Origin of the sequence: Kaistella pullorum, assembly GCF_014837035.1 — a bacterium.
Classification (GTDB): domain Bacteria; phylum Bacteroidota; class Bacteroidia; order Flavobacteriales; family Weeksellaceae; genus Kaistella; species Kaistella rhinocerotis.
This window is the reverse complement of the sequence record NZ_JACSPS010000002.1, coordinates 570,527-591,926: the sequence shown is the minus strand read 5'-3', so window position 1 is coordinate 591,926 and position 21,400 is coordinate 570,527. Positions and strand designations below refer to the sequence as shown.

22 protein-coding genes are annotated in these 21,400 nt (G+C 42.3%); 15 read left to right on the top strand and 7 right to left on the bottom strand.

The genetic code is table 11. The features are described 5' to 3' along the window. The first annotated feature begins 68 nt into the window (after window positions 1-68). The 5 genes from dnaX to H9628_RS07110 all read left to right on the top strand — a co-directional run bounded on the left by dnaX (window position 69) and on the right by H9628_RS07110 (window position 4,395). A complete protein-coding gene (dnaX, locus tag H9628_RS07130) occupies window positions 69-1,154 on the top strand; it encodes a DNA polymerase III subunit gamma/tau (RefSeq protein WP_251833432.1) in 1,086 nt (361 codons plus the stop codon). Between the two features lie 167 nt (window positions 1,155-1,321). Beyond that, on the top strand, window positions 1,322-1,750 hold the full coding sequence (locus H9628_RS07125; protein ID WP_251833431.1) for a hypothetical protein: 429 nt from the start codon (window positions 1,322-1,324) through the stop codon (window positions 1,748-1,750). A 32-nt stretch (window positions 1,751-1,782) separates the two neighbouring features. Beyond that, window positions 1,783-2,850, top strand: a complete 1,068-nt coding sequence (locus tag H9628_RS07120) for a chorismate mutase (RefSeq protein WP_251833430.1) — start codon at window positions 1,783-1,785, stop codon at window positions 2,848-2,850. Between the two features lie 18 nt (window positions 2,851-2,868). Beyond that, entirely contained in the window at window positions 2,869-3,798 is a 930-nt protein-coding gene (gene rsgA, locus H9628_RS07115) for a ribosome small subunit-dependent GTPase A (RefSeq protein WP_251833429.1), read from the top strand. Window positions 3,799-3,975: 177 nt separating this feature from the next. Beyond that, a complete protein-coding gene (locus H9628_RS07110) occupies window positions 3,976-4,395 on the top strand; it encodes a nucleoside-diphosphate kinase (RefSeq protein WP_251833428.1) in 420 nt (139 codons plus the stop codon). 71 nt (window positions 4,396-4,466) lie between these two features. Here the strand turns inward: H9628_RS07110 and rpe are convergent, their stop codons facing one another. Both rpe and H9628_RS07100 read right to left on the bottom strand, forming a co-directional pair. After that, the gene (rpe, locus tag H9628_RS07105) at window positions 4,467-5,117 is read right to left on the bottom strand and encodes a ribulose-phosphate 3-epimerase (protein WP_251833427.1); all 651 of its coding nucleotides are present in this window, start codon (window positions 5,115-5,117) and stop codon (window positions 4,467-4,469) included. Window positions 5,118-5,154: 37 nt separating this feature from the next. Next, window positions 5,155-6,231 carry a M42 family metallopeptidase gene (locus H9628_RS07100; RefSeq protein WP_251833426.1) on the bottom strand — a complete coding sequence of 359 codons (1,077 nt, stop codon included), beginning with the start codon at window positions 6,229-6,231 and terminating at the stop codon, window positions 5,155-5,157. 54 nt (window positions 6,232-6,285) lie between these two features. Here H9628_RS07100 and H9628_RS07095 point away from each other — a divergent pair, with 54 nt between their 5' ends. Both H9628_RS07095 and H9628_RS07090 read left to right on the top strand, forming a co-directional pair. Next, window positions 6,286-6,993: a DUF4294 domain-containing protein gene (locus H9628_RS07095; RefSeq protein WP_251833425.1), complete on the top strand. Its 708-nt coding sequence runs from the start codon at window positions 6,286-6,288 to the stop codon at window positions 6,991-6,993. 10 nt (window positions 6,994-7,003) lie between these two features. Next, a complete protein-coding gene (locus tag H9628_RS07090) occupies window positions 7,004-7,795 on the top strand; it encodes a S1/P1 nuclease (RefSeq protein WP_251833424.1) in 792 nt (263 codons plus the stop codon). Here the strand turns inward: H9628_RS07090 and H9628_RS07085 are convergent. Both H9628_RS07085 and mnmD read right to left on the bottom strand, forming a co-directional pair. After that, window positions 7,790-8,206, bottom strand: coding sequence for an NUDIX hydrolase (locus tag H9628_RS07085; protein ID WP_251833423.1), 417 nt, complete (start codon window positions 8,204-8,206; stop codon window positions 7,790-7,792). The two genes, H9628_RS07090 and H9628_RS07085, sit on opposite strands and share 6 nt — an antisense overlap. Before the next feature lie 37 nt (window positions 8,207-8,243). Continuing rightward, window positions 8,244-8,933, bottom strand: coding sequence for a tRNA (5-methylaminomethyl-2-thiouridine)(34)-methyltransferase MnmD (gene mnmD, locus H9628_RS07080; RefSeq protein ID WP_251833422.1), 690 nt, complete (start codon window positions 8,931-8,933; stop codon window positions 8,244-8,246). A gap of 84 nt (window positions 8,934-9,017) precedes the next feature. Between mnmD and H9628_RS07075 the strand changes: the two genes are divergently transcribed. The 3 genes from H9628_RS07075 (at window position 9,018) to H9628_RS07065 (ending at window position 11,826) form a co-directional block, all read left to right on the top strand. Then, on the top strand, window positions 9,018-10,091 hold the full coding sequence (locus tag H9628_RS07075) for a branched-chain amino acid aminotransferase (RefSeq protein ID WP_251833421.1): 1,074 nt from the start codon (window positions 9,018-9,020) through the stop codon (window positions 10,089-10,091). Between the two features lie 90 nt (window positions 10,092-10,181). Continuing rightward, window positions 10,182-10,691 carry an FKBP-type peptidyl-prolyl cis-trans isomerase gene (locus H9628_RS07070; protein WP_251833420.1) on the top strand — a complete coding sequence of 170 codons (510 nt, stop codon included), beginning with the start codon at window positions 10,182-10,184 and terminating at the stop codon, window positions 10,689-10,691. An 82-nt stretch (window positions 10,692-10,773) separates the two neighbouring features. Further along, window positions 10,774-11,826, top strand: a complete 1,053-nt coding sequence (locus H9628_RS07065) for a peptidylprolyl isomerase (RefSeq protein WP_251833419.1) — start codon at window positions 10,774-10,776, stop codon at window positions 11,824-11,826. 320 nt (window positions 11,827-12,146) lie between these two features. Here H9628_RS07065 and H9628_RS07060 read toward each other — a convergent pair whose 3' ends face one another. Continuing rightward, window positions 12,147-12,974 (bottom strand): ion transporter, encoded by an 828-nt coding sequence (locus H9628_RS07060; protein ID WP_251833418.1) that lies wholly within the window; start codon window positions 12,972-12,974, stop codon window positions 12,147-12,149. Window positions 12,975-13,034: 60 nt separating this feature from the next. On the opposite strand from H9628_RS07060, the gene H9628_RS07055 reads away from it, so the two are divergent. Both H9628_RS07055 and H9628_RS07050 read left to right on the top strand, forming a co-directional pair. Next, window positions 13,035-14,132 carry a Nif3-like dinuclear metal center hexameric protein gene (locus H9628_RS07055; protein WP_251833417.1) on the top strand — a complete coding sequence of 366 codons (1,098 nt, stop codon included), beginning with the start codon at window positions 13,035-13,037 and terminating at the stop codon, window positions 14,130-14,132. Between the two features lie 4 nt (window positions 14,133-14,136). Continuing rightward, window positions 14,137-14,916 (top strand): zinc ribbon domain-containing protein, encoded by a 780-nt coding sequence (locus tag H9628_RS07050; protein ID WP_251833416.1) that lies wholly within the window; start codon window positions 14,137-14,139, stop codon window positions 14,914-14,916. Window positions 14,917-14,967: 51 nt separating this feature from the next. Here the strand turns inward: H9628_RS07050 and H9628_RS07045 are convergent, their stop codons facing one another. Then, entirely contained in the window at window positions 14,968-16,167 is a 1,200-nt protein-coding gene (locus H9628_RS07045) for a pyridoxal phosphate-dependent aminotransferase (RefSeq protein WP_251833415.1), read from the bottom strand. Window positions 16,168-16,249: 82 nt separating this feature from the next. On the opposite strand from H9628_RS07045, the gene rsmG reads away from it, so the two are divergent. The 3 genes from rsmG to H9628_RS07030 all read left to right on the top strand — a co-directional run bounded on the left by rsmG (window position 16,250) and on the right by H9628_RS07030 (window position 20,184). After that, window positions 16,250-16,885, top strand: coding sequence for a 16S rRNA (guanine(527)-N(7))-methyltransferase RsmG (rsmG, locus tag H9628_RS07040; protein ID WP_251833414.1), 636 nt, complete (start codon window positions 16,250-16,252; stop codon window positions 16,883-16,885). 57 nt (window positions 16,886-16,942) lie between these two features. Further along, window positions 16,943-17,359, top strand: coding sequence for a hypothetical protein (locus H9628_RS07035; protein ID WP_251833413.1), 417 nt, complete (start codon window positions 16,943-16,945; stop codon window positions 17,357-17,359). 95 nt (window positions 17,360-17,454) lie between these two features. After that, window positions 17,455-20,184 carry a PD-(D/E)XK nuclease family protein gene (locus H9628_RS07030; RefSeq protein WP_251833412.1) on the top strand — a complete coding sequence of 910 codons (2,730 nt, stop codon included), beginning with the start codon at window positions 17,455-17,457 and terminating at the stop codon, window positions 20,182-20,184. Window positions 20,185-20,189: 5 nt separating this feature from the next. Here the strand turns inward: H9628_RS07030 and H9628_RS07025 are convergent, their stop codons facing one another. Further along, complete coding sequence (locus H9628_RS07025; RefSeq protein ID WP_251833411.1) at window positions 20,190-21,371, bottom strand: acyl-CoA dehydrogenase family protein; 1,182 nt, start codon at window positions 21,369-21,371, stop codon at window positions 20,190-20,192. Window positions 21,372-21,400 lie beyond the last annotated feature (29 nt).

The window sequence follows — 21,400 nt, the reverse complement described above, 5'->3', positions numbered from 1 at the left end:
AGCTGTTGCGCTATAACAAAGTAAAAAAAGCTATTTTATCTTCCCAATTATTTGCCTATTTTTGACCGATGGAAAATTTCGTGGTTTCAGCAAGAAAATACCGTCCGCAGGAGTTTGATACTGTGGTGGGACAGGCGCATATTACTGATACGCTGGAGCACGCCATTCAGGAAAACCAGCTCGCGCAGGCACTGCTTTTTTGCGGTCCGCGTGGCGTGGGAAAAACAACCTGCGCGCGGATCTTGGCCCGAAAAATCAATGAACGCGACGGTTCTACGTCGGAAGATGGATTTTCCTACAATATTTTTGAACTTGATGCCGCTTCAAACAACGGTGTAGATGAAATCCGCGAACTTACTGATCAGGTTCGTTTTGCACCGCAGGTCGGCAAGTACAAGATCTACATCATTGATGAGGTTCATATGCTTTCGTCAGCTGCCTTCAATGCTTTTCTAAAGACACTTGAAGAACCGCCGGCACACGCTATTTTCATTTTGGCTACTACCGAAAAGCATAAGATCATCCCGACAATCCTTTCGCGATGCCAGATTTATGATTTTAAAAGAATCACGATCGAAGATATCCAGCTGCAACTGAAAAAGATCGCTGAAAAAGAAGGAATAGCGTACGAAGACGATGCGCTTTATATGGTTGCCCAAAAAGCAGACGGTGCCATGCGTGACGCACTTTCGATATTTGACAGGCTTTCTACCTTCACGCAGAAAAACATTACTTTGGCGAAAGCCGCGGAAGTACTGAATATTTTAGATTACGACCAATATCTGAATATCGTCGATCTTGCACACGAAAACAGGATTTCCGAAATAGTTTCAGCGTTTAATGAGATAGTGAAAAAAGGCTTCGATTCTCACATTTTCATCGCGGGGCTCGGAAACCATTTCCGCGACCTGATGATGGCCCAGAATACGAATACTTTAAATTTAATAGAAGTCGGCGAAACCACAAAGACGAAATATGCCGCGCAAAGCAAAAAGTGGAGTGCGCAACTTCTGATAGACGCCATTGAAATCTGTAATCACGCAGACATCAATTATAAAAATTCAAAAAACCCACGGCTTACCGTCGAAATTGCGCTCATGCAACTTGCCTCGCTTACTGCAAACGGCAGTGCAGATAAAAAAAAAAGTATCTGATTTTAGCACCGCAGGCTAATCCTAAACCTGTAGTTGCGAAGATTTCCGTAGAAAAATCTGTTGCTGTAGCGCCCGTGCCGACCGAACCGGAAACCGCGCCAGTCATTGCAAAAACTTCCGAACCATTATTAGCGAAAAAAGCGCCATCCCGTTACAGCATTACGGCGATGCTTGAAAAATCGGAAGAAAAAGCCGAAATAGTTGCGGAAAAACCTCAGGAAAAACTGCCGAGCAATCACTTTACCGATACTGATCTTCAGCAGGAGTGGCAAAAGTTCCTGCAAAACCTGCAGAGCGACGATGTGATTGTTTTTAATGCAATCAGCTCATTCCGCATTCGGAAAAAGGATGAAGATATTATTGAAATCACCTATCCGTCAGACTCTGCGAAGAGCGAGTTCGAGAAGGTGCGCGCAGATTTCTTCAACCATTTCATGCATAAGGTGAATCATTACAACATAAAAATAGAATACAGAAACGACGTCACGCTCAAAAAAGAAATCGTGACCAAGCGGATGCTTTTCGATAAATTAGCGGCGATAAATCCTGTTTTAAATGAACTTGACGAATTATTTAAATTTGACTTTAATTCTTAAGTACAGGAAACGTCAGAAATCAAGAATAAAGAATGGATCTAAAAAATATTGAAAACAAGTGGGTTCACCAATTTGCCAAACCCATCATCATAGCCGGCCCGTGCAGCGCCGAGAGCGAAAGCCAAATGCTGGAAACGGCCAGACGCATCAAAGAATCGGGTGCTGACGTGCCGATTTTTCGCGCTGGAATCTGGAAACCACGCACGAAGCCGAACGGCTTTGAAGGCGTTGGCGTAATCGGTCTCAACTGGCTTAAAAAAGTAAAGGAAGAATACGGTTTCCGTACCGCGACTGAAGTTGCGAACGCGCATCACGTGGAGGCTGCACTCGCGGCGGATGTCGATATTTTGTGGATTGGAGCCCGTTCTACAGTAAATCCTTTCACTGTGCAGGAAATTGCAGAAGCATTGAACGGAACGCAAAAACCAGTTTTCGTAAAAAATCCGGTGAACCCTGATTTAGCATTGTGGATTGGCGCACTGGAAAGGCTTTTGAGCCAGAATGTGCAGAATCTCGGTGTCATTCACCGCGGTTTTTCAACCTATCGAAAGACGAAATACCGGAATATTCCGAACTGGCAGATTGCACTGGATTTCCGGCAGGAATTCCCGAATATTCCGATGCTTGTAGATCCGTCGCATATCTGTGGAAACCGAACCGGTCTGGCTGGCGTAGCGCAGGAGGCGTTCAATGTTGGTTATGAAGGTATGATCATCGAAACGCACTGCAACCCTGATGAGGCTTGGAGCGATGCGTCGCAGCAGATTACGCCTGAGGTTTTGGCTGATATTATTTCAAATCTGCAGATCAGGAACTCTGATATTTCAGCATTTGATGATGAAATGGACAGGCACAGAACACTGATTTCCGACCTTGATTTCCAATTGATTGAGTTGCTGTCGCACCGCATGAAAATTTCGGAAAAGATTGGGACCTTGAAAAAAGACAACAACATTGCGATCTTCCAACCTGAACGCTGGAAAATCATTTCGGAATACGCGCAGCAAAAAGCTGACGAAACGGGAATGTCATCAGAATTTATAGAGAAAGTCTTCAAAGCGATACATGAAGAATCAATTGAAGTTCAAAACAGTCTTTAAATTTGAAAAAATAACGGTTTGAAAGGACTTATCACTAAATCTACCGGCAGCTGGTACCAGGTTTTAGACTCGGAAAAGGGCCAGTTTTATGAAGCGCGGATCCGTGGCAAATTTAAGCTCATAAAAACAAGGCTTACGAATCCTCTGGCCGTAGGTGATATGGTAGAATTTTCTTTGGAGCAGGATGATGTCGCGTGGATCACGCACATTACGCCGCGAAAAAACTACCTGATCCGCAAATCTGTAAATCTCTCGAAAGAAGCGCATATCATTGCCTCTAATATTGATATAGCATGCTTTATCTATACGCTGAAATTTCCGGAAACTTCCTTAGGTTTCCTTGACCGTTTTCTGGCATGTTGTGAAGCGTACAATATCAAACCGCTCATCCTTATCAATAAAATGGATACGCTGAGTGACGAAGAAACGGAACTGGTGCGTTATGTCGAGTCGCTCTATAAAGAAATCGGCTACGATACTTTAGAAATTTCTTCTTATTCTAAACTGAACCTGGACCAGCTTCAGGATTTGATCAAAAACAAAGTTTCGGTATTTTTCGGTCATTCGGGCAGCGGGAAATCTACGTTGGTAAACGCTCTGCAGCCGGATTTAAACCTTAAAACATCCGAGATATCAACCTCTGTTCTTAAAGGCAAACATACCACTACATTTGCCCAAATGCATTTCTGGGATTTTGGCGGAAGCGTGATCGATACACCAGGGGTGCGGGAGTTTGCGATGATTGATGTAGAGAAAGCCGAAATCCAGCATTACTTTCCTGAGATATTTTCCGTTGGCAGAGGCTGCAAGTATCACAACTGTATGCACATCAATGAGCCTAAATGTGCGGTGATCAAATCACTTGAAGAGGGCGGAAGGATAGAAGAAAGCCGCTACAACACCTACCTGAAACTGATGGAGGAAGCCGAAGAAAATTCGCTTCCATAAAAAAACCCAGCCGAAGCTGGGTAAAAACTAATAACCATGAAAACTCAAATTAAACATGAGAATCGAAGTGTTATTCACAACTTCTGTGCCAAAATGAATTTAGCTCTCTAGAAAATGAATTTACGGTGCAAATATATAAAACTTTTTGTACTTTTGCGCCACATTAAAATACGATATATGTCAGGTAAAATTACGTTCACTATGATCAAGCCAGATGCAGTTGCAGATGGTCACATTGGTGCTATTTTAGGGAAAATCTCGGAAGCAGGTTTCAAGATCAAAGCTTTAAAACTTACTCAGCTTACGGTTGCTGATGCGCAGAAATTCTACGAAGTTCATGCAGAAAGACCTTTTTATGGTGAACTTGTGGAGTTCATGAGCAGCGGACCTATCGTTGCGGCGGTTCTTGAAAAAGATAACGCGGTAGCAGATTTCCGTACACTTATTGGAGCAACGAACCCGGCCGAAGCTGAGGAAGGAACCATCAGAAAAATGTTTGCAAGAAGTGTTGGTGAGAATGCCGTACACGGTTCAGATTCTGATGAGAATGCATTGATCGAAGCTAATTTCCATTTTTCAGGTAGAGAGATTTTCTAATTACTTAACTGAATTATTTAAATATAAAAAGTCCCGGCAACGGGACTTTTTCTGTTTTCAGACTTAAAGTTTTAAATTTTCAGAAGTTCAATGGTCCGTTCAGGACTTTCAGATGAGAAGACTGCGTTTCCGGCGACCAAAACGTCGGCACCGGCTTCGAAAAGTCTGCCTGCATTATCCAGATTCACGCCGCCATCTACTTCAATCAGTGCTGTGGAATTATTGGAAAGAATCAAATCCTTAGTCTCCGCAATTTTCTTGTAAGTATTTTCAATGAATTTCTGCCCGCCAAAACCCGGATTCACGCTCATCAGCAATACCAAATCCACTTCTGCGATGATATCTTCGAGCATCAGGACCGGCGTGGCAGGATTGAGCACTACACCCGCTTTCGCTCCCTTTTCCTGTATGAGCGCGATGGTGCGGTGAAGATGAGTACACGCTTCGTAATGAACGGAAACCAAATCTGCACCCGCAGAGATAAATTCCTCGGCATATTTTTCAGGCTCCACAATCATCAAATGCACGTCCACAAATTTCTGCGCGTGTTGCTGAACGGTTTTCATCACAGGAAATCCAAATGAAATATTGGGTACGAAACGGCCGTCCATTACGTCGATGTGAAGCCAGTCTGCTTGCGAGTTGTTGAGCATTTCTATGTCTCGCTGCAGATTTCCGAAATCGGCTGACAGGAGGGAAGGAGCGATGAGTTTGGTTTTCATGAATTTATATTTAAAACGGAATCGGTTTTAAGGAATTTTAGTGATATTTTAGATTCATTCCGGGCTCGATTTTCAGCAAAGTTTCGTACATAAGATTGATGACATGTTGTACGTCTTCCTTGGAAACCATCTCCACAGTGGTATGCATATAACGTAACGGAAGTGAGATCAGTGCAGAAGGAACACCGCCGTTTGAGTGCGCAAACGCATCTGTATCTGTTCCGGTTGCACGGCTTGCCGCCGCCCGCTGAAACGGTATATCTTTCTCTTTGGCTGTCTCCACGATGAGGGAGCGAATGGTGTGATGAACGCTGGGCGCAAAGAAAATTACAGGTCCGGCACCACATTTTTGGTCGCCTTCCTTCTTTTTCTCGATCATCGGCGTGCCTGTGTCGTGTGTCACATCGGTGACAATGGCGATGTTCGGTTTTATCGTGTCAGCGATCATATCAGCGCCATAAAGACCTACCTCTTCCTGCACAGAATTGGTAATGTAGAGACCATACGGCAACTGCTTTTGGTTTTCTTTAAGCATTCTTGCAACTTCGGCAATCATGTAGCCGCCGATACGGTTGTCCAGGGCGCGGCACACATAATATCGGTCGTTCAGTTCGAAAAATTCGTCAGGATAGGTGATCATGCAGCCAACAAATATTCCCAAATCTTCTACTTCCTGCTTGGAGATGGCGCCGCAATCAATGAATATATTTTCGAGTTTCGGGACGGGTTCATCTGAACTTATGCCGCGCGTATGTATCGCCGGCCAGCCGAAAACTCCCTTAACAACACCTTTTTCGCCGTGGATTTGAACAACCTTCGACGGAGCGATCATTTGGTCTGAGCCACCATTCCTGATCACATATATCAAACCTTCATCCGTGATATAATTCACGTACCACGAGATTTCATCAGCGTGCGCCTCGATGACCACCTTGAATTCGGCTTCAGGATTGATAATACCGTAACATGTTCCATAATGATCAAATTCCACTTTGTCCACAAATGGAGCCACATAATCCATCCAGATTTTTTGGCCACCATGCTCGTAACCGGTTGGTGATGCGGTATTTAAATATTTTTTTAAAAAGTTTAAAGACCTATTTTCGTCAGCCATTATATTAGGTATGAAATTTGATGTAAAAGCCTGATTTTATACGACGTAAAAATAATGAATTTAAATAAACTGGTGGTACTATCCGCTGTGTTTTGCTTCAGTTTCATGAGTGCCCAAAAGGACACCGTACTTATTGCAAAACCAATTAGCCAATACCCACCCGAGCTTTTGAAGACTGACGAACTGGGAAATAAATATTACTACGACGAAGCTCAAAAAGCCAAAATATACGAGATTGACGGTGAAAATGTGGTTGTAATGGACGAACTCATTTTGCTGAATAAACCTAGGTTTAATAACCAACTCGATCAAAACTATTATTACTTTCTCAACAAGAAACTCAATCGTGTTTATCCACTTTTTCTTACGGCACTGGACCAGTATCAGGGTATTCAACAGGAAATAAAGGGTCTTAGCCGCGCCGAACAGAAAAAATACGTAAGTTCGCAGCAGAAATTGCTGGCAGATCAGTATGAAAAGCAGCTACGCGACCTGACGACCACCGAAGGGAAAGTTTTTGCTAAACTGATGTACCGTGCGACCGGCAAGACAGTCTTTGAGATCATTAAGGAACTGCGTGGCGGCTGGAGTGCTTTCTGGTGGAATGTTAAAGGAAATATTGCAGATATTGAACTGAAAGAGCCTTACGATCCGTACCGAAACCGCACCGACGAGTTTTTGGAATCGCTTCTTCAAAGCAACTGGAATTCCGGATATCTGCAGCCATACCCGGGTCACCGTGATTTCAAAATAAAGAAATAAGATTTTTTTAATGAACAGATTTTTCAACAGACTGATATTGGCCGGCGGGCTCATTATCTCAGGTTTTATGTACTCTTATGGCATTACCGGTCACCGGATAGTTGCCGAAATTGCCGAACGGAATCTAACACGGAAAGCAAAGAAAAATTTAAAGAAAATCATTGGCGACCAGAAATTGGCTTATTGGGCAAACTGGCCTGATTTTATAAAAGCTGACACCACGGGAACGTGGAAACATTCCGAGGTTTGGCATTATGTAAATGTAAATTCGCAGCCAAACGCTAAAATGTTCTCTGACAGTCTTCAGGCACAGAAAGGTCCGAATCTTTACACGGAGATTAAAGCACTTTCAACGAAAATCAAAGACAAAAATACGCCGCAGAATGAGCGCGAGATTGCGTTGCGCTTTCTTATTCATATGGTTGGAGATTCATCACAGCCACTACATGTGGGTCGCGCCGAAGATTTGGGCGGAAATACGATTAAGATTAAATTCTTCGGAGATAATACCAATCTACATTCGCTGTGGGATTCTAAACTGATCGATTTCCAGAAATACAGTTACGAGGAGTATGCAACTGTGTTGAATGTAAAATCTAAAAAAGAAATCGAGCAGATCCAAAGCGGAACACTTGAAGATTGGTTCTATGACAGCCAGAAAATGGCGGATACGATCTATGCAAATACGGTAGCCGGAGCCGCTTATTCCTACGATTACAACTATAAATTTGCGCAAACTATGGAGCGCCAGTTGTTGCATGGAGGATTAAGGCTGGCAAAAATCCTGAATGAAATTTTATAGGAATCTTTCACAAAGTTTTTCGTAAGCGATCCTGTCAACCGGGAGTACGAATGGGTTTTGGGCGGCATTGATTGGAAGCCACTCTGTTTTTTCGATGCACGGATCCATGATCAAGAATTCAGTTTCATCAGCGATTTCTACGATGTAATAAATGGTAAGTAGCTGCTCGTTTTCGCGAAAACGGGAGGCCACGAAATGTTCCTGCGTATAAAGATGACTTACGATATTGATCTTTACATTTAATTCTTCTTCAAATTCGCGTCGGAGACAATCGGTAACACCTTCGCCGAGCTCCAGTCCGCCACCAGGCAGTTTCAAAAGATTTTGGCCTACATATTCTTCATGTAGTACCAGCACTTTTCCGTCTTTTACCGCGGCGCCATATACGCGGACATTTAGTTTTTCGGTCATTGGTTTAAATTACAGAACATTCCAAAGTTAATAAAATTTAGGATGTAGGTTGGCTTCCTTTCCAGGCGATCATCATTTCACGTTTTCCCGGTGGTCCGGGACGTTTTTCTACTTTAAAACCGAGTTCTTTAAGAATCCGCCGAACGCTGCCTTTGGAAGAATAAGTTGTGAAAAGTGCACCCATTCCCATTTTATCAGCTACCATTTCTAAGAGAGGCTGCTCCCAAAGATCCGGTTGTACACGGGCGCCAAAACAATCGAAGTACACAAGATCGATACTTGGCATTGCGATGTTTTCAAGTTCAAAGAAATCGCATTTATATTTAGTTAAATAAAAATTAGGGACTATTTCCACTTCTTTTTCCCACTCGCATGCATGAATTTTAGCATTGAGGTCTGCTATGTTTTCCTCATCGAAAAGGCTCTCATATGCAAGTTCTGTAATTTCGGCTTGCATTACGGGATATTTCTCTAATGTATAATAATGAATAACATGACATTTGTCATTTCTTAAAAATTCATTTAATGTTACCAAAACGTTAAGTCCTGTGCCAAAACCGAGTTCCAAAATATGAATTTCGTTATTTTCAAACAATATTAATCCATTATTGATAAAGACGTGACGCGCTTCCTGCAACGCACCGTGACCGGAATGGTAGTTTTCATTTAAATCCTTTATTAGCAGTGTTTTACTGCCATCTTTGGTAGTTGTTACAATCCGTTCCATGCTAAATTTTTTCAAAAATACTTTAAAACTTTTATATTTAGAAAATTATGTTAAATTTGTAGAACATCAATAAAATTTTTTAATATGATAATTCAAAAATCTGCAACTCCCCGGATTGCAACCTTTGATCCACAAAATTTCTCTTTTGGCGATACGTTTACGGATCATATGATCATCTGCGAGTATGAGAATGGCAAATGGGGTGATGTGAAGCTTATTCCGTATGGTCCGCTGCCTTTTACACCAGCAATGATGGGGCTGAACTATGGTCAGGCATGTTTCGAGGGAATGAAGGCTTATAAAGATGATGAAGGCGAAGTTTTTCTTTTCAGACCTGAAAAGAATTTTGAAAGAATAAATAAATCTGCATCTAGATTGGCGATGCCGGAAGTTACCGAAGAAATGTTTCTTGGCGGCCTGAAAGCACTTGTAGATATGGATCGGGAGTGGATTCCGCAGGGAGTAGGGACTTCTTTATATATCCGCCCGCTTATTTTTGCAACGGAAGAGGTATTGAAAGCAAGAATTTCAAATAAATACATGTTCGCGATTGTTGCGACACCGGCAAAAAGTTACTATACTGAACCGGTTTCTGTACTCATTTCAGATTTTTACTCACGTGCGGCAAGCGGCGGTGTAGGTTCTGCAAAAGCAGCTGGGAATTATGCAGCATCTTTCTATCCGACTCAGTTGGCAAATCAACAGGGCTATGAGCAGGTGATCTGGACAGACGATTCCACACACGAATATTTCGAAGAAAGTGGAACGATGAATGTCTTCGTACGAATCAATGATACCATTTATACTCCTCCTACATCGGAAAAAATTCTTGATGGCGTTACGCGTGACAGTTTTATCCATTTGGCGAAAAGACGGGGTATTGAGGTGAGAATTGAGCCTGTATCTGTGAAAAAAGTGATCGAGGCGCAGAAAGATGGTAGCCTGAAAGAAGTTTGGGGCGTTGGAACTGCCGTAGTTACGAGTGTTTTCCGTGCGCTGGGTTACAAAGGTGAAAAACTTGAACTTCCTACACTTCCACTTGAAGAAAGCTTCGCGCTTTCACTGCAGCAGGACCTTGTGAATATTCAGAACAATAAATCTGAAGATCCGTTTGGCTGGAGAATGAAAGTAGGTAAAGAAGTTTTGCAGGATGCTTAATTTCTATCAGCGATAAATATATTTGACCGGGAACTTCCCGGTCTTTTTGGTTAAAAGTTTAGCGCGAATTCACTATTTTCGCAAATATTTATGCGCAAAATAATTGTCTTTTCAATACTTGTAGCGGTCGGCTGTGCACAGAAACAGCAGAGTCATCCGCCTGTAGGTGGCTTTCTGAGCGAGAAAGATCTGGAAACTTCAAAAAACCGGGCGAAAAATTTAAATCAAACCGAAAGACTGCAGATTGAAGACTGGATCAAGAGCCAGGATGAAAAGTTTTATCCAATGCCTTTAAACTATTGGGTAAATGTTGAAAACCTGCAGAATAATCCACGGAAAGCTGAGGGTCAGACCATCTCCTATTCTTATGAAATTTTTGATTTTGACCAAGTGAAACTTTCGATAGAGCCGGTGGAGAAAAGGAATGTTCAGTTTGGACGTTTTGAGGAACTGAAAGCCGTAGAAGATGTTTTGAGATATCTGGAACTCGGTGCTTCTGCCACTATTTTGGTGCCTTCGGTGTTGGCTTTTGGCACTTATGGTGACAATAATAATATCCCGAACGACTTGCCGCTAATTATAAAAATCAAAGTATTATAAAAATTAATCCATGTTTAAAAAGAATTTATTAATCGCAATGGCAGCGTTTTCGCTCAGCAGTTGCACACCAATCTATAAAAAAATGAACGTAGAAAAAGAAACTTACGAAGGCTTAAAAGATGGCCTTTACGCGAATTTCCAGACTTCAAAAGGAAATATGATCGTAAAATTTGAAGATCAGAAATCACCGGTTACGGTGGCTAATTTCGTGGGTCTTGCAGAAGGAAAAATCGAAAATAAGTCCAAGACTAAGGGTGTTCCGTTTTATGACGGTACTATTTTTCACCGCGTGATCAAAGATTTCATGATTCAAGGTGGTGATCCGCAGGGAACCGGAATGGGTGATCCCGGCTACAAATTTGAAGATGAAAAAAATGACCTTCAGCACACCGGAAAAGGTATTCTCTCAATGGCAAATTCAGGTCCTAATACCAACGGTTCGCAGTTTTTTATCACTGAGGTTGCAACACCTTGGCTCGACGGAAAACACACCATTTTTGGTAAAGTGGTAAAAGGAGAGGAAGTGATTGATGCTATCGCGAATGTAGAAAAAGGTCCACAGGATAAGCCGCGTACGGATGTTGTTCTGGAAAAAGTTTCTGTATTCTCAAAAGGAGATCAGTACAAAAACTATGATGCTGCGCAGGTTTTTACTGAAGGCAAATCTAAAATTGCTGAAAATAACAAAGCTGCGATGGCAAAGATTGAAGCAGAAAAGAAACGTAAAGAAGAAGAATTCGCAGCAAAGCAATTGAAAATGGTAGAAGATATGAAAGCCGGGATGCAGGTGACAGCTTCAGGACTTTACTACAAAATCACGAAAACTACCGACGGCGTTGCGCCAAAGGCCGGTGATGAAGTCGCTGTACATTATGCAGGTCGTTTGGTTGATGGTAGTGAGTTCGATTCATCGTTTAAACGTGATGAGCCGATCACGTTTTCAGTGGGTATTGGCCAGGTCATAAAAGGTTGGGACGAAGGAATTTTACTGTTAAAAGAAGGTGAAACCGGTACTTTCCTTATTCCTTCAGATCTTGGATATGGAGCAAGAGGTGCTGGCGGCGTGATTCCTCCGAACGCGTGGCTGGTATTTGATGTGGAGCTTGTAAAAGTGAATGCAACTTTAACAAGATAACTCAATAACCATAAAATTATAATAAAGGGACACTATTTTTTAGTGTTCCTTTTTTATTGGTTAATTATTTTAGCTTAATTCTTCAGTTTTAATTAAAAATACCCTAAAGCATCATAGCAATTATGGTGATTTCACGGTACAACCATTTTGATTGTTACGGTAAATTTGTACCAGAAGTTTAAGGAAAGCACGGAAGCGAAAAGCAGGTATAATGCGGCAACAGAAACTTAAACTTGAATTAGCTTTACACAACACAGATAGATGACGATAAACACAAATGACTGAAAAGGGAAGGTGCATTTCAAAAGAATGCATCTTTTTTATACTACTTTTTCACCGCAGATTTTGCAGTAGCGCGCGTCATCATCTATATCCTCATTTCCGCAGCGGTTGCAAACTTTCTCCAAATTTTGGCGTTTGTTGCGCATTTCAGCCGTTACGATTCCTGTAGGCACTGCAATGATAGAATAACCTGCGAGCATGAGCAAAACGGACAAAAACTTGCCCAGTGGTGTGGCAGGTGAAACATCGCCATAGCCGACGGTAGTAACTGTTACTACTGCCCAGTAAATACTTTGCGGAATACTTTCAAAGCCAGGTCTGTGGCCTTCCACCATGAACATCAGCGAGCCTACAATCACTGAAAAAATTACCAGAAAAAGCAGGAAAATGTAGATTTTGCGTGAGCTGTTTTTCAACGCACGTACGATGAAAGTGCCGTCATGCATGAAGTCGAGCAGGTTGAGGATCCGGAAAATACGTAGCATCCGCAGCATGCGGATGATCAGGAAATACTTCGTAATAGGGAAGAAAAGACTCAGATAAAAGGGCAAAATCGCCAGAAAATCAATGATTCCGAAAAAGCTGAAGATATAGGCGCGGCGGTTGCGGATCGTGATTATCCGTAAGACATATTCGACGGTGAAAAAGGCGGTTATGATGATCTCCAGGATTACAAATAGCCGGTGAAGTTTCGCGTCGTAAATTTTCACACTTTCCATCATGACGATGAAGGTGCTGAGGAGGATCAGTGTAAGCAGTGTGAGGTCGAACAGTTTTCCGAGCCGCGTATCAGATTTGAAAATGATGCGGAAAACCTTGCGTTTCCAGCGTTTGTTCTCAGAAATAAAATTGTGTTCCTTATCCATATGCCTTTAGGAAATAAATGTAAATAAATAATTCCTATTTTCGTAACAAACTTAGTGCAAATGAAACTGAAGCAGGCTGTAGAAGCCATTGAACAGCGTTTTAAGATAAGCCAGGCCGAAGATTTTGATAATGTCGGATTACTTTGCGGCAATCCGGAACGTGAAATTACGGGAATACTGGTGTGCCATGATTCACTGGAATGTGTTGTAGATGAAGCTATTTCGAAAAATTTAAATCTGATTGTGGCTTTTCATCCGATTGTTTTTTCAGGCTTAAAATCCATTACCGGTAAAAATTACGTGGAGCGTGCTGTACTTAAGGCAATAGAAAATAAAATTGCGATCTATGCCATCCATACGGCATTTGATAATGACTATTTCGGCGTGAATTATCGCATTTGCGAAGAATTGCGCTTAAAAAACCAACAGATTTTGATACCTAAAAAATCTAATCTGTCAAAACTGGAAGTCTATGTTCCGCACAGTCATGCAGATACGGTAAGAAACGCAATGTTTGAAGCGGGCGCCGGCAACATCGGTTTTTATGATGAATGCAGTTTTTCGGTTGACGGGCGTGGGACATTCAGACCAATTGAAGGATCAAATCCATATTCCGGTACGCAGGGTGTTCGCGAAAACGCCGCGGAAGAAATGATTTCCGTAATTTTTGAAAGCTACAAATCATCAAAGATAATTTCCGCTTTAAGAGCAGCGCATCCATATGAAGAAGTTGCTTACCAACTTACTAATCTCGAAAACGAAAATCAATACGCCGGTCTGGGGCGTTTTGGTCAATTTGAAAAGGCACTGACTGAAGTAGAATTTCTTCAGCTTTTAAGAGACAGATTTAGTTTGAACGTAATCCGCCACAGCAATCGTATGGGCAAAATGATTGAAGCTGTCGCTGTTTTGGGTGGCAGTGGCGCCAGCGGAATAAAAAGCGCCTTGGCGAAAGGCTGTGACGCGTACGTCACGGCTGATGTGAAGTATCACGAATTTTATCAGGGCGAAGACCGGATGCTGATTTGTGATATCGGGCATTTTGAGTCTGAGCAATTTGTCCCAGACCAAATATTTCAAATATTGTCGGAAATTTTTCCTAAATTTGCGGTCTCAAAATCTCTTGAGAAAACCAATCCTGTTAATTATTTTTTCTAAAAATATGGCTAAGAAAACTGTAGAAGTTACAATTGAAGACAAGCTTCGGGCACTGTATGACCTGCAAATTATTGATTCACGTCTAGACGAGATCCGTAATACGCGCGGTGAACTCCCGATTGAAGTTGAAGATCTCGAAATTGAAATTGAAGGTTTAGAGAAAAGAGCAGAAAAGTTTCAGGCCGAAATAAAGGAACAGAACGACGAGATCAATAATAAAAATGAGGTTATCAATCATGCTAAAACATTGATTGACAAATACAAAGCTCAGCAAGATAACGTTCGAAACAACAAAGAATTCGAAGCTTTAGGCAAAGAGATCGAGTTCCAGGAACTTGAAATACAGTTGGCTGAAAAAAGAATCAAAGAATTCGGTGCGAAGATTTCACATAAAGATGAAACTTTAGAAGAATTGACCAACAAGATTTCTGAACTGAAGAATCACCTGAAATTCAAGAAGGAAGAGCTTGAAAGTCTTGTTGCAGAAACGCAGAAAGAAGAGGAATTCCTTACTGCGAAGTCTGAAGAATTCGCTAAAAATATCGATGAAAGACTGCTGGCATCTTACCAAAGAATCAGAAGCAACTCACCGACCGGTCTGGCGGTTGTAGGTCTTGAAAGAGGTGCGCCGAAAGGTTCATTCTTCACACTTCCTCCACAGAAGCAAATGGAAATCGCTCAGCGCAAAAAAATCATTATCGATGAGCATAGCGGTAAAATCCTGGTAGATGATGATCTCGTAAATGAGGAAACTGAAAAAATGAAAGATATTATTAAATTTTAATTCTTTCTCTAAAAATAAAGAAGGTTCGGAAATTTTCCGAACCTTTTTGTTTTATTCAATAGCTGCATTTTCCAGACAGTCTTTTATTCTCCGCATGGCCTTCATAAGTTCCGCCTCAGATGCTGCGTAAGAAAATCTGATGCAGTGCGGGTTTCCGAATGAAACTCCACCAACGGTCCCTACATGCGCGTTTTCTAGCAAAAACATCGCAAAATCATCTGCATTAACCATTAATTTTCCGTTCAGTTTCTTCCCTAAATAGTAGGAAATATCCGGAAAAAAATAAAATGCAGCTTCCGGATAATTCACTTTAAAACCCGGAACGTCCTGCAAAAGATTGAAGACCAAGTCACGTCGCTCGCGAAATTTTTCAATCATATATCCATATTCACTTGGCTCGGCACGTAACGCTGCTACAGAAGCTTTTTGCGCCATCGTATTCGCGCCACTTGTCATCTGACCCTGAATTTTTTCGCAACCTGTCGCCAGCCATTTCGGACAAGCCGAATAGCCGATTCGCCAACCTGTCATCGCAAATGATTTTGACATCCCGTTGATTACCGCGGTTTGCTCATAAACTTGTGGAAATTCGGCAATCGAGGTGTGTTTCCCGTCATAGTTGATGTATTCGTAAATTTCATCTGAAATTACAGTTACCTGTGGATGTTTCGCGACTACATTTGCAATCGCCTCTAGCTCCTCATAGGAATAAAAACTGCCCGATGGATTGCACGGTGAGCTGTAAAGCAAGATTTTAGTCTTGGCTGTGATGGTATTTTCAAGTTGCGCGGCCGTCATTTTGAAATCTGTATCGATCGAAGTCTCAATGAAAATCGGCACGCCGCCCATCATTTTCACCATTTCATTATAGCTCACCCAATATGGTGCAGGTAAAATAACCTCGTCACCATCGTTCAGTAATGAGGCAAGCACATTCAGGATCGATTGTTTCGCGCCGTTTGATACGCATATTTGGCTCGGTTCGTAGTGAAGATTATTGTCGCGTTTCAGTTTGGCACAAATGGCCTCGCGAAGATCCAGAAATCCCGGGACGGGGGAGTAGTGGCTGAAGTTATTGTCTATCGCTTCGAAAGCGGCTTTCTTAATATTTTCCGGTACGTCAAAATCCGGTTCGCCCAATGTCAGGCTGATTACGTCCAGGCCCGCGGCCTTCATTTCCCTCACCTTATTACTCATCACGAATGTCTGCGAAAAGCTCATTCTGCTAAGGCGGTTTGCTAGTTTCTCCATAATTTTTCTTAGGCTTCCAAAGATAAATTTTTTCTTCATGCAGGCGCTTTCTTTTTGTTTAAATTTGCCAAAAATGACTTAGATGCAGACCGAACTTATCCTAAAATATTTTCCCGATCTCTCCGAAAACCAGAAGCAGCAGTTTGATAAACTCCAGGAACTGTACGCAGAATGGAATGCAAAAATCAATGTGATTTCGCGCAAAGACATGGATTCGCTTTATGAGAAACACGTCCTTCATTCACTCGGCATCGCGCGTGTGATGAACTTCTCTCCCAACACGAAAGTGCTTGATATTGGGACTGGTGGTGGATTTCCGGGAATTCCGCTGGCCATTATGTTTCCGGAAACTCATTTTACGCTGGTAGATTCTATCGGTAAAAAAATCACCGTGGTGAAGGAAGTTGCCGCCGCTTTGGAACTTCAAAATGTGACCGCGATCCATGCACGTGCGGAAGATATTCCCGGAAAATTTCACTTTGTAGTAAGCCGTGCGGTGACGCAGATGCCGGTGTTTTTGCGTTGGCTCAAAGGAAAATTTGAGAAAGAGCAATTTAATCCAAAACACAATGGCGTCCTTTATCTAAAAGGCGGAGATCTAAGTGAAGAGCTTTCGGGACTGAAATGCGAAATATTTGACCTTAAGAATTATTTTGAAGGCGAATTCTTTGAGACTAAAAAAGTGGTATATTTATCTAAAGGAAATTTTAATTCTTGATATGCACGTACTATTGCGATTATGTTTATCGTTTTAGTTGTAATAAATCAAATCTTTATGAAAACTATATTAAAAATGGCAATGCCGCTGGTTCTTTTTCTGGGCCTTGCAAGTTGCAATGACCGGTTTGAAGGTGATGAAATCACCAGCACAGAACTCGCAAAGATTGACAGCGTGAATATCGCGCAGGACACGATGGATGTTTACACCATCCAGACTATTAAAACCTATTCAGATTACGCCGCAAACTGTGAAGGCTTTTACGGCTACGATTATGTCCACAAACCTTCACTGCAACGTGATGTTGCCACATATAAGTTTAAAACGACCGCGGCTTGTGGGGAAACCCTGGCGCGCTCCTCACAGATCAATTTCAGACCTGTGGAGGCTGGTGTTTACACATTCCGCTTCTGGACGGGTAGAGATTCTTCAGGCGCCGATGCCTGGCTGGAACGGATGATCGTCGTAAAATAAATTCTGTTTTTAATTTTCAAAACTTAAAGCATTCGAGGTAGGTTTCGGATGCTTTTTTTGTATTTTTAAAAGTTAATCATTACCCGCAACGCTAAATGAAATTTTTAAATAAAATTGTAACTGAACTGCTCGCTCTGAAAAGTGACCTTTCGAAGTTTAACATCGTGCTGCCCGGCAAGCGGCCGATAGTTTTCATCAAGAAAATATTTAAAGAAAAGCAGTATTCCGGTTTTTTGCCTAATTTCTTTACCATCGAAGACTTAATCACTGAAATTGGCGGAAAGACGCCTGTCCAGGGTATTGCGGTCTGGTTGTTTGCATTCGATGTCTATCGCAGCCAGCATCCGGGTGAAAGCTTTTCGGATTTTCTTAAATGGTTTCCCACTTTGCTGAAAGACTGGGATGATATTTCAAAATTCGCCGAAGATGACACCAAAGTTCTGGAATACATGGTGAGCGAAGAACGAATTAAAAACTGGGCGGAAAACCTGGGTGATCAGGACGGCACGGTGCGTAAGCATTTGAATTTCTGGCAGCGTATGAACGCCTTCGTCCCTTTGCTGCAGCTCCGGCTGGAGGAAAAAGGCTGGGCGACCTCGGGCATGATGCACAAAGCGGCTAGTAGAAAAATAGAAGAATTCGCTCAAAGTACGGATGGGAAATATGTCTTTTGTGGTTTTAATGCCTTCACGCCGGTGGAGGAGAAACTTGTGAAAAACCTTTTGCAGTGGGACAGGGCGATCTGTTATTTTCAGGGCGACGATTATTATGTCGCGGATGAAAGACAGGAAGCCGGCAAGTTCCTTCGCCAACACAGGCATTGGAAAGAATTCAATGAAAGCCGGCCGTTTCGCTGGATCGAGGATGATTTCCGGAAGACCAAGAACATTAAGGTTTATGAAGTTTCGGGCAATGTGTCGCAAACTAAAGTGCTGCCGTCAATCTTTTCAGAAATTGAATCTGAGAATCTTGCCGATACAGCAGTTGTTTTATTGGATGAAAATCTCCTGCCAGCCGCGTTGGATGCTCTGGCTGCAGCGCCGCGCCTGAATATCACGATGGGTTTTCCGCTGAAAAATCTGGCATTCAGCAACGCGATGAAACGGCTTTTTTATCTTCAGAAACTACTCGAAGCCTCAGATTCATCTTATTATTACAATGACGTACTTTCTATTCTGGAAGAACTGCCAAACGCGGATCAAGACCAAGAGATCATCGTACAATTCCGGGTGCAGATTGAGGAACGGAATATTATTTACATCTCCCGCAAATTGCTAGCTGAGCTTCTGGGTGAACTTTCGTATTTCAATCTTTTTCAAAAGCAGGAATCGGTCGCGGTATTTCTGGATTTACTTATTTCGTATTGCTACCAACTGAAGTTTGGTGATTTGGATGACATCCAATATGAAAATATTTCGCACTTCGAAAAATCATTTAAAATCATTAAAAACCAGTTGTCACCCTACAGTTTTACACTGAATATGGAAACGCTGGAAGTGCTTATCAACCAACTGATCAGCTCGGAAACAATTGATTTCCAGGGTGAACCGTTAGAAGGTTTGCAGGTGATGGGTTTACTGGAAACGCGTCTGCTGAATTTCGAAAATATCATCCTGCTTTCTGCCAACGAAGGAAAACTGCCGCTGGGGAACACTCAAAATACGTACGTGCCATTCGGAGTGCGGAAGCATTTCGGTTTGCATACTTTTTTAGAAAATGACAGTATTTACGCTTATCATTTTTACCGTTTTCTGCAGGATTCCCGGAATGTACATCTGCTGTTTAATGCTTTGAATTCGGGTGTGAACAGTGGTGAGAAAAGCCGTTTCATCACGCAGCTTGAAATAGAAGACCGGTATCACAAAATTGAAAATATCATCATCGAAAACAGTTCGGAACCGATTCTTCTGCAGCCGATGCAGTATGAAAAAACGCCTCCGGTTCTTGAGCAACTTGAACTTTGGAAATCGCGGGTTTCTGCCTCGCACCTTACATCGTACATCTATGATCCTATTGATTTCTATTTGAATAAGATCCTGCACACGCGGGAAGGCGAGGAGATGGAAGAGGAGCTTTCGCAGCGCAGTTACGGAAATCTTGTGCACTATGCACTTCAGCATATTTATGATCCATTAGTTGGCAAAGTGTTGCAAAATAATGATTTATCACTGATCAGTGAAACGATAAATGAAGCTTTGAATGCCGCGATTGAGAAAATTAAACATCAGCCTGAATTTTATGAACGCGGAATCAATTTCATCCACAAATCAATTGCGGAAAGGGTAGTGCGAAGTGTGTTGCAGCATGACATCGAACTTTTATCCAATGGAAACACGCTCGAAATTGTGGGTGTGGAGCGGGAATTTACCAGTCCGCCGTTTTATTTAAACGACGAAAAGACAGATTCAGTTGCATTTTACGGTTTTATTGACCGAATTGACAGATTGAACGGAAACCTTCGCATCATCGACTTTAAAACAGCAAAAACGAAAAATCTGGCGATTACACATCCTAAAAAAGACGATGGTGGCGAAAAATTGCAGAATCTGTTCTTCAGCAGTGATTATAAGCAGGCGATGCAGCTTTCTATCTATGCACATCTGATTCTGAACAGCACCGATTTTGTTGACAACAAGGTACAGTGCGGAATCTGGAGCTTTGCCGAGGTAAACAGAGGCGTACAGACGCTCAGTCTTTTCGGCGATGATGAGATTACCGCCGAAAATCTGCAAACCTCAATGAACGCTGTGAAAAACGTTATTTTAGATATCCTGAACCCCGAGAACAAATTCGTGGAGTCAGTTAAAGTTTCGTATGATTATTAAGCAATTTAACCAAAAGCATTAATTCCGGTGATGTCCATTCCAGTAATTAGGAGATGGATGTCATGCGTACCTTCGTAAGTGATTACAGATTCAAGGTTTGCCGCGTGACGCATCATCGGAAATTCACCCATTATTCCCATACCGCCCAACATTTGTCTGGATTCCCGCGCAATGTCGATTGCCATTTTCACATTGTTTCGTTTGGCCATAGAAATTTGCGCAGGTGTAGCTTTATGATCGTTTTTAAGGTTACCGAGCTGAAGGCAAAGAAGTTGTGCTTTGGTGATTTCTGTAAGGAATTCGGCCAGTTTTTTCTGTTGAAGCTGGAATGAAGCTATAGGTTTGCCAAACTGTTTGCGCTCTTTTGAATACTGTACAGCCGTGCAGTAACAGTCTACAGCAGCGCCGATCACTCCCCACGAAATGCCGTAACGCGCAGAGTTCAGGCACGAAAGAGGACCTTTCAGACCAATGACATTCGGTAAAATATTTTCTTTCGGAACCTTTACATTATTAAACACCAATTCGCCGGTTTTTGACGCACGAAGACTCCATTTATTATGCGTTTCAGGCGTAGAAAAACCTTCTAAAGTGCGCTCAACAATAAGTCCGCGTACTTTGCCGCTTTCATCTTTAGCCCAAACAACCGCGATATCACAGAGTGGCGCATTCGTGATCCACATCTTGGCACCATTAAGCAAATAATGGTCACCTTTATCCTCGATCTTCGTTTCCATTGAACTTGGATCTGAACCATGATTTGGCTCGGTAAGACCAAAGGCACCAATCATTTCTCCGGTCGCAAGCTTCGGAAGATATTTACGCTTTTGTTCTTCAGATCCAAACTCATTGATTGGGAACATCACCAGCGAACTTTGAACAGAAGCAGCAGAACGAACGGCCGAATCTCCGCGTTCGAGTTCTTGCATGATGATTCCGTAAGCAATTTGATCAAGGCCTGAACCGCCATATTCTTCGGGAATGTACGGGCCGAGTGCGCCGATTTTGCCCAGTTCCTGCATGAGACCGGGAATATCGGTGTGGTGCTGCGCAGCATTGTCAATCTTAGGCATCACAAAACTTTCAACCCAATCGCGGACAGACTGGCGGATTAACAGATGCTCTTCGGTGAGCAGACTGTCCATCAAATAATAATCGGGGATGCTTGTGAGCGGGTAGTATGACATATTTTATAGTTTTTTGCTAAAATTAAGTT

What these genes read in the sequence shown, in the direction of transcription:
- H9628_RS07025 (WP_251833411.1), bottom strand. Translation starts at nt 21,371, where the DNA reads ATGTCATACTACCCGCTCACAAGCATCCCCGATTATTATTTGATGGAC.
- H9628_RS07095 (WP_251833425.1), top strand. Translation starts at nt 6,286, where the DNA reads ATGAATTTAAATAAACTGGTGGTACTATCCGCTGTGTTTTGCTTCAGT.
- H9628_RS07065 (WP_251833419.1), top strand. Translation starts at nt 10,774, where the DNA reads ATGAACGTAGAAAAAGAAACTTACGAAGGCTTAAAAGATGGCCTTTAC.
- mnmD (WP_251833422.1), bottom strand. Translation starts at nt 8,933, where the DNA reads ATGGAACGGATTGTAACAACTACCAAAGATGGCAGTAAAACACTGCTA.
- H9628_RS07120 (WP_251833430.1), top strand. Translation starts at nt 1,783, where the DNA reads ATGGATCTAAAAAATATTGAAAACAAGTGGGTTCACCAATTTGCCAAA.
- H9628_RS07055 (WP_251833417.1), top strand. Translation starts at nt 13,035, where the DNA reads ATGAAACTGAAGCAGGCTGTAGAAGCCATTGAACAGCGTTTTAAGATA.
- H9628_RS07125 (WP_251833431.1), top strand. Translation starts at nt 1,322, where the DNA reads ATGCTTGAAAAATCGGAAGAAAAAGCCGAAATAGTTGCGGAAAAACCT.
- H9628_RS07050 (WP_251833416.1), top strand. Translation starts at nt 14,137, where the DNA reads ATGGCTAAGAAAACTGTAGAAGTTACAATTGAAGACAAGCTTCGGGCA.
- H9628_RS07110 (WP_251833428.1), top strand. Translation starts at nt 3,976, where the DNA reads ATGTCAGGTAAAATTACGTTCACTATGATCAAGCCAGATGCAGTTGCA.
- H9628_RS07100 (WP_251833426.1), bottom strand. Translation starts at nt 6,231, where the DNA reads ATGGCTGACGAAAATAGGTCTTTAAACTTTTTAAAAAAATATTTAAAT.
- rpe (WP_251833427.1), bottom strand. Translation starts at nt 5,117, where the DNA reads ATGAAAACCAAACTCATCGCTCCTTCCCTCCTGTCAGCCGATTTCGGA.
- rsmG (WP_251833414.1), top strand. Translation starts at nt 16,250, where the DNA reads ATGCAGACCGAACTTATCCTAAAATATTTTCCCGATCTCTCCGAAAAC.
- H9628_RS07045 (WP_251833415.1), bottom strand. Translation starts at nt 16,167, where the DNA reads ATGGAGAAACTAGCAAACCGCCTTAGCAGAATGAGCTTTTCGCAGACA.
- H9628_RS07060 (WP_251833418.1), bottom strand. Translation starts at nt 12,974, where the DNA reads ATGGATAAGGAACACAATTTTATTTCTGAGAACAAACGCTGGAAACGC.
- H9628_RS07075 (WP_251833421.1), top strand. Translation starts at nt 9,018, where the DNA reads ATGATAATTCAAAAATCTGCAACTCCCCGGATTGCAACCTTTGATCCA.
- H9628_RS07085 (WP_251833423.1), bottom strand. Translation starts at nt 8,206, where the DNA reads ATGACCGAAAAACTAAATGTCCGCGTATATGGCGCCGCGGTAAAAGAC.
- H9628_RS07030 (WP_251833412.1), top strand. Translation starts at nt 17,455, where the DNA reads ATGAAATTTTTAAATAAAATTGTAACTGAACTGCTCGCTCTGAAAAGT.
- H9628_RS07035 (WP_251833413.1), top strand. Translation starts at nt 16,943, where the DNA reads ATGAAAACTATATTAAAAATGGCAATGCCGCTGGTTCTTTTTCTGGGC.
- dnaX (WP_251833432.1), top strand. Translation starts at nt 69, where the DNA reads ATGGAAAATTTCGTGGTTTCAGCAAGAAAATACCGTCCGCAGGAGTTT.
- H9628_RS07070 (WP_251833420.1), top strand. Translation starts at nt 10,182, where the DNA reads ATGCGCAAAATAATTGTCTTTTCAATACTTGTAGCGGTCGGCTGTGCA.
- H9628_RS07090 (WP_251833424.1), top strand. Translation starts at nt 7,004, where the DNA reads ATGAACAGATTTTTCAACAGACTGATATTGGCCGGCGGGCTCATTATC.